Source organism: Longicatena caecimuris (genome assembly GCF_004341945.1).
GTDB lineage: Bacteria > Bacillota_I > Bacilli_A > Erysipelotrichales > Erysipelotrichaceae > Longicatena > Longicatena caecimuris.
Window position 1 is genome coordinate 93,680 of record NZ_SMBP01000001.1, and the last position, 11,789, is coordinate 105,468.

An 11,789-nucleotide genomic window follows, 5' to 3' on the forward strand; every position below is an offset into this window, starting at 1 on the left:
ATATTTTATGGGTAAATGCTAGAAAAATGTTATATTTCTGTTGCATTTTCATATGTTTTTCAGTATAATAAATATGCTTGCATCAGAAGGGAGGGTAAATCATGCCGAAAGTAGTAGTCAAAGAAAACGAAGTTCTTGATGATGCTTTACGTAGATTCAAACGTCAAGTGTCAAGAAATGGAACCCTTGCTGAAGCTCGCAAAAGAGAGTTTTACGTAAAACCTGGCGTTCGTCGTAAGTTAAAGTCAGAAGCTGCACGTAAAGCACGTCGTGGAAAATAGGAAGAGATCGAAGATCTCTTTTTTTTATGTTTCATTTACAAAAAAACAATCCATTACATTCGAAATAGACAAGTGTCATTTCCTGAACAGTTAGATTCATAGCAGAAATAAATTTTATAAGAAGGTGAAGTATTGTTCATGCAATGAACCTATCTAAAATGCAGAGAAAATGTGAAAATCATTGTAGCTTATAAAGAATCTGCTATAATGTCAGTAATGGTAAAACAGATGACATAAACTGTTTGGTGAGGAGGAAATTGATGAAGGCGATAGAAATTTCGCATATGACCTGTGACTATGGGCATGGTAAGGGAATATTTGATATTAGCTTTACTATCGATGAGGGAGAAGTATTTGGCTTTTTAGGGCCTAATGGTGCTGGTAAAACAACAACGATTCGTCATTTACTGGGATTTATTTTTGCCAAAGAAGGAAATTGTTCTATCTTAGGAATGGATTGTGGTAAGCAAGCAGCTACCATACAAAAAAAGCTTGGCTACATTCCTGGTGAAATAAACTTATGGGAAGAAATGAGCGGCATGCAATTTTTAAAATTTATGGCAAAGTTTCGCGGTATGAAAGATATGGGACGCTGTGAAGAATTAATGGAACGTTTTGAACTTGATCCAAGTGGGCGAATTAAGAAAATGAGTAAAGGAATGAAACAGAAAGTTGGCATTGTCGCTGCTTTTATGCATGATCCCCAAATTTTGATACTGGATGAGCCCAGCAGTGGTTTAGATCCATTAATGCAAAATGTTTTTGTGGATCTAATTCAGGAAGAAAAGATGAAAGGCAAAAGCATCTTAATGTCTTCACATATGTTTGAAGAAGTTGAACGAACATGTGATCGTATCGGCATTATCAAAGATGGCCATATCGTCTGTGTGGAAGATGCACAAACCTTGCGGCAATCTAAAAAACGCCGTTATCAGATCCGTTTTGCGAATATAAATGAAGTTGTCCGCTTTCAACAGGAGGGGTTTTATATTACAGCAATGCATAAGCATATGGTAGAAGTTGAAATTCATAAAAATCTAGCTAAGCTCATTCAAACGCTGTCTCACTATGAAGTCGAAGATATTGATGTTACTCATCAAAGCTTGGAAGAAATCTTTATGCAATATTATGGAGGTGAGCATCATGGTGAATAAAGCGTTATATGTGACTGAAATGAAGAATAGCTGGAAATTATTATTGATTTTCTGCTTGATCCTTACGATGTATACGACTATCATGTTAACGATGTTTGATCCTTCTTTAGGAAGTGCATTGGATGAATTTGCCAAAATGATGCCGGAAATCATGTCAATGGTGGGCATGAATGGTTCCACCGCTACGTTGGTGCATTTTTTATCAACCTATCTATACGGAATGTTAATGATCGTATTTCCTTTCTTGTTCACGGTTTTGTTATCTTTAAAATACATTGCCAAGAAAGTTGATAATGGATCTATGGCATATCTTTTATCCTCGGGAAGTACACGTGGCTGTGTGTGGCGGACAGAATGTTTTGTTTTGCTTACCAATCTGCTCTTGCTGATTGCGTATTGTACGCTACTAGGTTTAGTGTGTAGCTCATTTATGTTTCCTCAGGATTTAGATGTGGCAGCCTATCTGCGGTTGAATTTCGGTGTGTTGTGTTTGCATATGGCACTGGCAGGAATTAGTTTCTTGTTTTCCTGTATCTGCAATGAATATCGGCAGGCAGCAACCTTTGGCGCAGGATTTGGAATATACTTTATACTCGTTCAAATGTTGGCAAACATGAAGGGTAATTTAGAAAATATGAAATATGCAACGCTTATGACGTTGTTTGATCGAGATGCTTTAATTGTCAATGCAGCTAAAGGCTGGTATATGAGTGGTATTTTGTTACTCATTGCTATTGGTTGTTTTAGTGCTGCAAATGTGTTGTTTCAACGTAAAAATATGTCATTATGAGGAAAGCGATGGTATGTAGATGCCATCGTTTTTTTAAGCAAGGAAGATGATTATCCACAAGATGATACACTATAGGATAAACTTGTGATAGAAAAAGGGCAAATGCATTCACATTTTGCTTAGGATGTTGTAAAATATACTCGATTAACATACTATAAGGAGGAAATATTACAATGGCTAAATTTGTATGTAGTGTATGTGGGTATGTACATGAAGGTGATACAGCACCTGAATTCTGTCCAATCTGTAAAGCACCTGCTGAAAAATTCACGAAACAAGAAGGTGAAATGAGTTGGGCTGCTGAGCATGTCCTTGGCGTTGCACAGGGTGCCAGTGAAGATATCATGAACGATTTACGCATGAACTTTGAAGGGGAATGCAGTGAAGTCGGTATGTATTTAGCAATGGCACGTGTTGCGCATCGTGAAGGGTATCCAGAAATCGGCATGTATTATGAAAAAGCGGCTTTTGAAGAAGCAGAACATGCAGCGAAGTTTGCTGAATTATTGGGTGAGGTTTTAAGTGATTCTACAGAAAAGAATTTACGTATGCGTGTAGATGCAGAAAATGGTGCAACAGCAGGTAAATTTGATTTGGCAAAAAGAGCAAAAGCTGCTAATTTAGATGCGATTCATGATACGGTTCATGAAATGGCACGTGATGAAGCACGTCATGGCAAAGCATTTAAAGGCTTATTAGACCGTTATTTTGGTAAATAATCAGTGAAACATCATGTGTGCTAGCATGATGTTTTTTTTTCGTGTTCTTGGCATGGATCATAACTAGGTGGTAAAAGAGTACGGTGGAGGCGTTCATCACAGTCGTCAATCACTAGCCAGAACCAAGGGTGTTCATCGTGAGGTGGAATCTGAAGGAAGGTCGAGGCAAATCTCTGTATCGAGGAATAAGAACCAAAGCAAATCGATTTCAGTTCAAGCATATTTCGTATTGTTTTGAACCGTCGTATACGGTTCCATACGTACAGTGGTGTGAGAGGACGGAAATTAATTATTCTCTCTTCCTCGATTATTATCTTGTTACTGGCATAAAAACAAATGGGCATGATTTTTCAAGAATCGTTATAGAAACTTTCTATTATGTATTGACAAATAAAAATGAATCCAGTATGATAAAGCCACTTATAAAAATCGCATGATCAGAAGAGTACATTATCATATACCAACAGCGAGTTGAAACAGAGTGGAAGTTCAACGGTAACGTGATAATGGAAACGCATCTGGGAGTGTTTCTTTGAACTTAGTAGGAGAAACCGCTGACCAGCGTTACAGGTTGAGGGATTCCTATAGATTATAGGAATAACTAGAGTGGTACCGCGATAAAACGTCGTCTCTGGAATAGAGACGGCGTTTTTATTTTATGAGTGAGAAAGGAAGATGATGATGAAGAAATTCACAAAAATAAGTACCTTATTTATCCTACTTAGCGTGCTTTGTGGAAGCTTTTTAATACAGATACAGGCAAAAGAAAGCACCAAGGCGAATGGTGAAGGGGAACTGTTAGACAAAATCATGGAACGTGGAGAACTGATTGTTGGAACCTCACCAGACTTTCCACCGAATGAATTTATCGATACGACGAAAACAGGACAAGATCAATACGTCGGTAGTGATATGGACTTTGCCAGATATATTGCTGATGAGATGGGGGTCAAACTGACCATTAAGGCAATGGATTTTGATGCTGTATTGGCAAGTCTTGGAAATGGTCAGATTGATATGGCAATCACCGGCATTACCAAAACGCCTGAGCGAATGGATGCGATGGAAATGAGTGAATCTTACTATGATGAAAATGGGGAATCCAGCTGGCAGGGATTGCTAATTAAGGCAGATAAAAAAGATGTGTATACAAAACTACGCGATTTTAAAGGAAAAAAGGTTGCAGTACAGGCAGGTTCTTTACAAGATTATTATGTAAAGACACAACTGAAAGAGGCCAACATTCAATATATCACCGGATTAAATGATGGTATAAACCTATTAAAAAATGGCAGTGTAGATGCCGTTGCCTGCGCTTATGGTACCGGACAGGATTTTGCAAAACAGAATGAAGGTATCCACATGAGCAAACAGTTGCTCTTTAAACTAAATCCTGATTATATGGGAACACGAGTCGGTATTCCTAAAGGTGAAATCGCACTATTAAATAAAACGAATGAAATTATTCAGCAGGTACGAGATAAGGGGTTATATGAAGAATGGTATCAGGCTGCTGTAAATTACGATAAACAAAAAATTGAAGGAAACTTTCTCCAACGAACATGGAAAATTGCTGTACGTTATTGGCCAATGTTTTTAGAAGGTTTGGGTATGACACTTGGATTAGCCTTTGTGACCGTGTTAGGTGGTACATTGATTGGAACGGCTTTCGCTCTCATCAAATTGAGCAAGAATCGTTTTATACAATTATTATCAAGTGCATATGTAGAAGCAATACGTGGTACACCGCTGTTGTTGCAATTATGGTTGTTTGTAAGTATTTTTGCGGCTATCAACAGTGATATTCCGATGCTGGTCAGTGTGATTGTTGCTTTAATCATTAATAGTAGTGCTTATGTTGCTGAAATTATTCGCGGTGGTATTCTGTCTGTCGATAAAGGACAGTGGGAAGCTGCCAAAAGTCTTGGAATGAGTAATCAGCATATGATGGTTAAAATCATATTCCCTCAAGCTATTAAGAGCATTCTTCCTTCTTTAGGAAATGAATTCATTATGATGGTAAAGGAAACATCATTAGCTTCTTCTTTCTATATCGGTGAATTAATGAGTGTTAACAATATCGTAAAGACGGCGACCTATTTCTCATTAGAACCATTGACGATTGCGGCCATCATTTATCTGATTGTTACCTACAGTTTAAGTAAACTTGTAAAATATATGGAAAGGAGGATGCGTGTCAGTGATTAAAGAAGCATTAATTCGTGTAGAGAATCTAACCAAACGTTTTGGTGAGTTGGAAGTATTAAAAGGAATCACCGAAGAAATTCATGAAGGGGAAGTTGTGTCTATCATCGGACCTAGTGGTGGAGGAAAAAGTACTTTCTTACGCTGTTTAAATTTGCTAGAAGTGCCTACATCAGGCAAAGTTATTTTTGAAGGTGTTAATATAGCGGATAAAAGCGTAGATTTAGATTTACACCGCAGAAAAATCGGAATGGTCTTTCAACATTTCAATGTGTTTCCGCATCTCAGTGTGCTTGATAATATTACCATCACTCCTTGTCTAGAATTGAAAATGTCTAAGGAAGAAGCAGAAAAGCGGGGATGTGAATTGTTAAGTAAAGTTGGACTCTTAGACAAGAAGGATGAATTTCCAAGAAAGTTGTCAGGTGGACAGAAACAGCGTTTAGCAATTGTACGTGCGATGGCAATGCAACCGGATGTGATTTTATTTGATGAGCCAACTAGTGCACTTGATCCAGAAATGGTCAAAGATGTGTTAGAGGTCATAAAGGAACTAGCAGATACGGGAATGACAATTGTCATAGTAACGCATGAGATGGGCTTTGCAAAACAAATCAGTGATCGTGTCTTCTTTATGGATGGCGGCATAATTGCAGAACAAGGAACACCAGAAGAAGTCTTCTTACATCCTCAAAATGCTAGGACAAAAAAATTCTTAAGCAAAGTTTTATAAAAATAGCACATACCTATATAAAAGGTATGTGCTATTTTTTACAAACAAACTGAAAAACTTTCTGTTTTTTTGGTAGTAAGCTCATCGTATCAAAAAATTAACAAAATTATAACAAATCCTCTCTTTATTCTTCTTTATAATAAAGATGTGAAGGAGGCGGAAGAGAAACAGTCATAAATAGAAAAGCAAAAACGTATCTTGTATAGAGGTGACGACATGCTTTCCATTGATAAAAACCAGATGACAATTGAACATTATCAAGAGGTACTTTTGGTCAGTGAAACTCTCATAAAGATTCGAATGCCGCAGATGGAAATTTCAATCAGAGGAGATAAGTTGCATATGCTGGCATTGGAAAAGGAGGAACTGCTCCTGGAAGGTTGCTTCCTGGAACTGACATTCCAATATGAAAGCTAGAAAAAAACTTGGTCTTGATAAATGGAAAGTACAGATGGATGCAAGTGCATTTTTGCATATTTGTAAACAAGGAAATCTTGAACTATATGACATTACGATACATCAAAGAGAAATTCAATTCTACACATCTGTTTTACAGCGGCATACGATTTATCGCTTATTGCCGAAGGCTGTTCTTTTGACAACGACTGGGATGTTAGGGTATTTGTTACGCAGTATGGTAAAACCAGCACGTCTTTTGAGTGTGGTAGCAGCCATTCTTATTTGGTATGGGCTCAGTTCTACTATCTTTGAGGTAACAATCAAGGGAGAAAAAGACGAGAGTCGCATATTGATTCAAAAAACATTAAAACAGATGGGATATACGACACCATTTCATCATCAAGATGAAAATAAATTAAAGGAAGCTTTAAAAAAGAAACTAGAGAATGAAATTGCTTGGTTGGAAATAGAAAAACGAGGCAGCCGTTATATCATCACGTATACACCTAAAGAATTCGCCACTTTAGAAACGTTGCATCATCGTGAACTCATTGCCAAACAAGATGGCGTCATTGCTCGTTTTGATATACAGCATGGAAATAAAGTGCATAAAGTAAATGAATTTGTGCATAAAGGCGATGTTCTTGTCAGCAATGTCATCGCTGATAGTAAAAGTAAAAATCAAGAAGTTTATGTAAAAGGGCGGGTCTTCGCATACACATGGCGAGATGTGACAGTAAGCATGGATGATACGAAAATGCCGAAGGCTTTTCAATATTTTGAACTGTTAATGGCTGCCAGAGCACAGGTCAGTCAAGATTTTCATAAAGATGATAAGATTCATAAGGAAAATATTTTGCAATTCTCCAAGGATATGGGTAAAATAAAGATGGTGATTCATTATACTTTACTACAAGATATCACAACACCATAAAAATAAAGGAGTCTGTATGAGTCAAAATTATGCTATTGCTTTAGAAGAATATCCCATGGAATGGATCGTGAAATTATGCGGTGCCCAGGATCAAAACTTGGAAATCTTACGCAAAGCCTTTGCTTGTGAAATGATTATGCGCAATAATCAGCTAAGTGTCTTATGCAATGATAAAACAACGTTTGCGACAATTGAGGAAATCATTAAGGCCATTTTTCAAATGATGGAACAGCATTTAGATGTACAACCTAGAGATATTGAATATGTATGCCGTTTGGCGAAATTGCATCGTTTGCATGAACTTTCTTTGACCTATCAAAAACCGATTGGTAAAACAGTGAATGGAAAATTGATTTATCCAAAAACGATTGGTCAACGTTATTTATTTCAATGCATGTGTAAATCAGAAATAGTTTTTGCCAGTGGTGTAGCCGGTACGGGTAAAACCTATTTAGCTGTTGTATATGCAGCTAGTCTGTTAAAAAAGGGTGAGATACGAAAGATTATTTTAACGCGTCCAGCAGTTGAAGCTGGTGAGAATCTGGGGTTTTTACCAGGAGATTTAAAGGAAAAGGTTGATCCTTATTTGCGCCCGTTATATGATGCATTATATGATACCTTAGGACAGGAACAAGTAGAAAAATTGTTAGAAAAAGAAGTGATTGAAATCGCGCCATTAGCATATATGCGTGGTCGTACATTGGATAATGCTTTTATTATTTTAGATGAAGCACAAAATACGACGAGAGCGCAGATGAAGATGTTTCTTACCCGTATGGGGTTTCATTCTCGTATCGTCATTACAGGGGATGTTACTCAGATTGATTTGATTAAGAAAAAGGACAGTGGTTTATTAAATGCAAAACAGCTGTTGGAAGGAATTGAAGGAATCTCCTTTGTGGAACTGACAAGTCTTGATGTTGTCCGTAATCCACTGGTTCAAAAGATTATTGAACGCTATGAACAGGAGGAAGAAAGGTATGGCAAAAGTCTTACTGATTGAAGATGAAGAAAATATTCGTAAGATCATTTCTTATGATCTGCGCAAAGCTGGACACACGATCGTAGAAAGTGGGGATGGACAAGAAGCATTGGATATTGCTTTAAAGCAACCTTTTGATGTGTTAATTATTGATTGGATGTTACCCCATGTCAGCGGTATCGAAATCGTTCAGAAATTACGTATACAGCATGTAGACAGCGTGATGATCATGTTGACAGCTAGAGATGATGAAACCGATATACTTTATGCATTTGATCAAGGTGTGGATGATTATGTCACAAAGCCATTTTCGCCACGAGAATTATTAGCAAGAGTAAATGCTCATATGAAACGTCAGAGCAAACGAATGGAAAAAGACTTGGAAATTGGAGAGTTACGTATCAATTTAAAGCGACGTGAAGCTTTATTGAAAGATGAGCTTTTAACGTTGACGAAAAAAGAGTTTGACTTGCTTGAGTACTTTGTATCTAATAAAAACATCGTCTTATCAAGAGATGCCATCTTAAATGATATCTGGGGGTTTGATTATGATGGGGATACGCGCATCGTTGATGTACATGTCTTTAAATTGCGCACAAAATTACAAGGTTCTAATGTTCATATCAAATCCAGTCGAGGTGTAGGCTATTTACTGGAGGAATTGCATGAAACTGCCTAAATATGCATGGTTTATTCTTTTGACTTGCAGCTATGCTTTGCTAGCGTATGAGACACAATGGAATGTATATGTGATTTTGTTATTATTGGCCATCTCATTATATATTGTAGAAGTGGTTTATGAACAGCAGTATGAATCTAAAAAAAGCAAAGAAAATAAGGAATTACAAGAGGAAATACGTTCTACGGCTAAAGATGCACATTTGAAAAATAAACAGTTATTGACAATTGTCTCAAGTATTCCTTTTCCCATGTTGCTGATTGATCAATTTGGTAACATTGTCATGCATAACAATATAGCATCGTTATGCATGAGTCATTTAGAGCCTTTAACTTATTTAGATAATCCCTTTGTTCATGGAGTACGTGAATTTATTAAAGATGCTTTTATCTTGGAACGTGATATGGATAAGATCATAAATATCAATGGAGTAGAATTTCAAGCTATCAGCATACCGGTATTGGCGAAAAGTAAATATAGCGGTTGTTTGGTACTGTTTCAAGATATATCGAAGACATTGGAAGGGGAAAAGATGCAGAAACGTTTTATTGCTGATGCTTCTCATGAATTAAAAACGCCTATTTCTGTATTAAAAGGAATGGTAGAAATCTTAAACCGTGATGATTTTGATGATCCCATCACGGAAAAAGAGTTTTTATCACAGATGGCAAAGGAAGTACAACGTTTAGATGTCTTAGTCAAAGATTTGCTACAGTTATCACGGTTATCATTGTCTAATGTTATTTTAGAGCGTGAAAAATGTGATGTTTGTGCTTTATTTGATAAGGCATGCGATTCTTTATGGAAAAATGCGCAAAAAAAGCAACTGAACATTCAAAAGGACTATCAGACATTAGAATATGCCTTTTGTGATCCTAAAAGAATGCTTCAGGTAATCTTAAATTTGCTAAGCAATGCGATTAAATATAGTGATTCCGGTACCATTACCTTACGTACCCGTATGGAAACTACGTATTACATCCTTGAAGTAGAGGATGAAGGATGCGGTATACAAAAGAAGGATATGGAAAAAATCTTTGATCGTTTTTACCGTGTAGATGATGCACGCAGTCGTCAAAGTGGTGGTAGCGGTTTAGGATTGCCGATTGTCAGATCCATCATTGAGGCGCATGGTGGTAACATAGAAGTGGAAAGCACCTATGGCAAAGGAACCTTATTTCGGATAAAGTTAAAAAATTAAAAGACACGCTTACATTATGAAGAGACCTTCAAGTTTAGAAAATAAATAAACCGGTTTCTTTCCTAGTGATCATACATAAGCGTGTCTTTTTGTTATTTTTATAGAGGTATAATATATAGCTCCGTAAGCAGTTATGAATCATCTTGATTTCGCTTTATGCAAAATCATCTATTCATGTTAGCCTTTATTGTTTTACGAACACATCATAAAACAATAATTGTGATAACAGATTTAACATGCATCAGAATTGTCGATACATGGTTTAATCACATAATCCCTATCTGGTAAATTGGATTTTGTCAAAATAGTCTTTTTTGCGACATACTTAAACACGCATAAAAAAAGCTCGATGACTCGGGCTTATTTTTATCATGGTATCGCGTACGGGATTTGAACCCGTGGTACAGCCTTGAGAGGGCTGTGGCTTAACCGCTTGCCGAACGCGACATGTTTTTACTGCTGTCATATTATAGCATTATCACATAAACTTGGCAAGGAAATTTTGGAAAATTCTATATAGCTGGTAAGAAAAACAGGAAAGGTAATAAGCAATGTATTAGTGATTACCCGAATGATTTCTTTTTTTATAAAGAGTGTAATTATCACAATTATTTAACAAATGCTTAACACGACATTGATGGTCTATTTATATTTATGGTTTAAGATAAGAGCGTATTCAAGGAGGAATATGTTGCCGTTAAAAAAACGGTTAGATGGAGGTTAAGATGAAAAAAATATTTGTAAGTTTAGTTGTGTTAGGATTATTAGCAGGTTGTGGAAATGCAACAGGTGATGATGCAGGAAAAGTAACAGGTGCTATCAAGGTGTATACAAGAGATGCATCAAGTGGAACTCGAGAAGCTTTTGAGAAAGGAATAGACTTTGAAGGAAAGCTGACAAAGCAGGCAAATGAGGTTTCCAGTAACGATGATATGGCGGCGAAAGTGGGTGCTGATAAAAACGGTATCGGTTATACATCACTATCTACAGACTTTGCCAAGAACAATGTCAAAGCTTTGCAATTTGAGGGTGTAACAGCAAGCAGCGAAACCGTATTGGATGGTTCTTATCAACTGCAGCGACCATTCAACTTTGTGACAAGGGCCAAAAATGATTTTGGCAGTGCAGATAAAGAACAGTTGGTACTGGCATTCTTGGATTATCTTCAAAATTCCAGCGAAGGTATGGCAGTTGTCGCGAAAAACGGCGGTGAAGTTGATATGAGCAAAGCAAAATCTTGGGATGAACTAGCGAAAAAATATCCAGTTGTAACAAAAGATAATTCAAAAATTACCATTACGACATGTGGTTCCACTTCTGTGGAAAAGACATTAAAAGCTGCACTAGAACAATTTTCACCAATGGCAGGTAATTTCCAATTTGTTATGAATCATTCGGGTAGTGGAGATGCTACAAAACGTGTATTAGGTGCAGAAAAAGATGGAGCAAATCGTGGCGATATCGGTTTTGCATCACGTGCCTTTAAGGAAGAAGATGGTGATATATCGAAAGCTATGAAGAGTGGACAATACTGTATTGATGCTGTTGTGGCTGTTGTAAATAAAGAGAATAACGACTTTGCCAATTTGACACAGGCACAGCTAAAAGCAATCTTTACTGGTGAAACTACGAATTGGGAAGATGTAAAATAATTCGTGTTTGAAAAGGACAGCTCAAAGGGAAATGAAGAGCTGTTCTTTCCTATGATAAGA

At 36.9% G+C, this 11,789-nt stretch carries 12 protein-coding genes, 1 tRNA gene and 1 other annotated feature; of the genes, 12 read left to right on the top strand and 1 reads right to left on the bottom strand.

Annotation, left to right across the window (positions count from 1 at the left end; translation table 11 throughout):
- Positions 1-101 precede the first annotated feature (101 nt).
- From rpsU to EDD61_RS00490, 11 genes are all read left to right on the top strand, one after another.
- On the top strand, positions 102-281 hold the full coding sequence (gene rpsU / locus EDD61_RS00440) for a 30S ribosomal protein S21 (protein ID WP_008688385.1): 180 nt from the start codon (positions 102-104) through the stop codon (positions 279-281).
- Positions 282-541: 260 nt separating this feature from the next.
- Positions 542-1,435, top strand: a complete 894-nt coding sequence (locus EDD61_RS00445; RefSeq protein WP_132223201.1) for an ABC transporter ATP-binding protein — start codon at positions 542-544, stop codon at positions 1,433-1,435.
- Positions 1,425-2,225 carry an ABC transporter permease subunit gene (locus EDD61_RS00450; protein WP_008688389.1) on the top strand — a complete coding sequence of 267 codons (801 nt, stop codon included), beginning with the start codon at positions 1,425-1,427 and terminating at the stop codon, positions 2,223-2,225. The genes EDD61_RS00445 and EDD61_RS00450 overlap by 11 nt, the downstream gene beginning before the upstream one ends.
- Before the next feature lie 173 nt (positions 2,226-2,398).
- On the top strand, positions 2,399-2,944 hold the full coding sequence (locus EDD61_RS00455) for an NADH peroxidase (protein ID WP_008688391.1): 546 nt from the start codon (positions 2,399-2,401) through the stop codon (positions 2,942-2,944).
- A 425-nt stretch (positions 2,945-3,369) separates the two neighbouring features.
- Positions 3,370-3,580: a binding site (T-box leader), on the top strand.
- A gap of 45 nt (positions 3,581-3,625) precedes the next feature.
- Entirely contained in the window at positions 3,626-5,152 is a 1,527-nt protein-coding gene (locus EDD61_RS00460; RefSeq protein ID WP_008688392.1) for an ABC transporter substrate-binding protein/permease, read from the top strand.
- Entirely contained in the window at positions 5,145-5,882 is a 738-nt protein-coding gene (locus EDD61_RS00465) for an amino acid ABC transporter ATP-binding protein (protein ID WP_132223481.1), read from the top strand. Before EDD61_RS00460 ends, EDD61_RS00465 begins: the two co-directional genes overlap by 8 nt.
- Before the next feature lie 216 nt (positions 5,883-6,098).
- Positions 6,099-6,299 carry a YabP/YqfC family sporulation protein gene (locus EDD61_RS00470; RefSeq protein ID WP_008688397.1) on the top strand — a complete coding sequence of 67 codons (201 nt, stop codon included), beginning with the start codon at positions 6,099-6,101 and terminating at the stop codon, positions 6,297-6,299.
- Entirely contained in the window at positions 6,289-7,215 is a 927-nt protein-coding gene (locus EDD61_RS00475; protein WP_008688398.1) for a sporulation protein YqfD, read from the top strand. The genes EDD61_RS00470 and EDD61_RS00475 overlap by 11 nt, the downstream gene beginning before the upstream one ends.
- 16 nt (positions 7,216-7,231) lie before the next feature.
- Positions 7,232-8,218, top strand: coding sequence for a PhoH family protein (locus EDD61_RS00480; RefSeq protein WP_132223204.1), 987 nt, complete (start codon positions 7,232-7,234; stop codon positions 8,216-8,218).
- Positions 8,196-8,876: a response regulator transcription factor gene (locus tag EDD61_RS00485; protein WP_119983384.1), complete on the top strand. Its 681-nt coding sequence runs from the start codon at positions 8,196-8,198 to the stop codon at positions 8,874-8,876. Before EDD61_RS00480 ends, EDD61_RS00485 begins: the two co-directional genes overlap by 23 nt.
- Positions 8,863-10,077, top strand: a complete 1,215-nt coding sequence (locus tag EDD61_RS00490; protein ID WP_008688401.1) for a sensor histidine kinase — start codon at positions 8,863-8,865, stop codon at positions 10,075-10,077. The genes EDD61_RS00485 and EDD61_RS00490 overlap by 14 nt, the downstream gene beginning before the upstream one ends.
- A gap of 372 nt (positions 10,078-10,449) precedes the next feature.
- Here EDD61_RS00490 and EDD61_RS00495 read toward each other — a convergent pair.
- A tRNA-Glu gene (locus tag EDD61_RS00495) sits at positions 10,450-10,524 on the bottom strand.
- A 278-nt stretch (positions 10,525-10,802) separates the two neighbouring features.
- On the opposite strand from EDD61_RS00495, the gene EDD61_RS00500 reads away from it, so the two are divergent.
- Positions 10,803-11,729, top strand: coding sequence for a substrate-binding domain-containing protein (locus tag EDD61_RS00500; protein ID WP_008688402.1), 927 nt, complete (start codon positions 10,803-10,805; stop codon positions 11,727-11,729).
- Positions 11,730-11,789 lie beyond the last annotated feature (60 nt).

Excerpts from the sequence above, each read along its gene's own strand:
- rpsU (WP_008688385.1), top strand. The coding sequence starts at position 102 with ATGCCGAAAGTAGTAGTCAAAGAAAACGAAGTTCTTGATGATGCTTTA.
- EDD61_RS00445 (WP_132223201.1), top strand. The coding sequence starts at position 542 with ATGAAGGCGATAGAAATTTCGCATATGACCTGTGACTATGGGCATGGT.
- EDD61_RS00450 (WP_008688389.1), top strand. The coding sequence starts at position 1,425 with ATGGTGAATAAAGCGTTATATGTGACTGAAATGAAGAATAGCTGGAAA.
- EDD61_RS00455 (WP_008688391.1), top strand. The coding sequence starts at position 2,399 with ATGGCTAAATTTGTATGTAGTGTATGTGGGTATGTACATGAAGGTGAT.
- EDD61_RS00460 (WP_008688392.1), top strand. The coding sequence starts at position 3,626 with ATGAAGAAATTCACAAAAATAAGTACCTTATTTATCCTACTTAGCGTG.
- EDD61_RS00470 (WP_008688397.1), top strand. The coding sequence starts at position 6,099 with ATGCTTTCCATTGATAAAAACCAGATGACAATTGAACATTATCAAGAG.
- EDD61_RS00475 (WP_008688398.1), top strand. The coding sequence starts at position 6,289 with ATGAAAGCTAGAAAAAAACTTGGTCTTGATAAATGGAAAGTACAGATG.
- EDD61_RS00480 (WP_132223204.1), top strand. The coding sequence starts at position 7,232 with ATGAGTCAAAATTATGCTATTGCTTTAGAAGAATATCCCATGGAATGG.
- EDD61_RS00485 (WP_119983384.1), top strand. The coding sequence starts at position 8,196 with ATGGCAAAAGTCTTACTGATTGAAGATGAAGAAAATATTCGTAAGATC.
- EDD61_RS00490 (WP_008688401.1), top strand. The coding sequence starts at position 8,863 with ATGAAACTGCCTAAATATGCATGGTTTATTCTTTTGACTTGCAGCTAT.
- EDD61_RS00500 (WP_008688402.1), top strand. The coding sequence starts at position 10,803 with ATGAAAAAAATATTTGTAAGTTTAGTTGTGTTAGGATTATTAGCAGGT.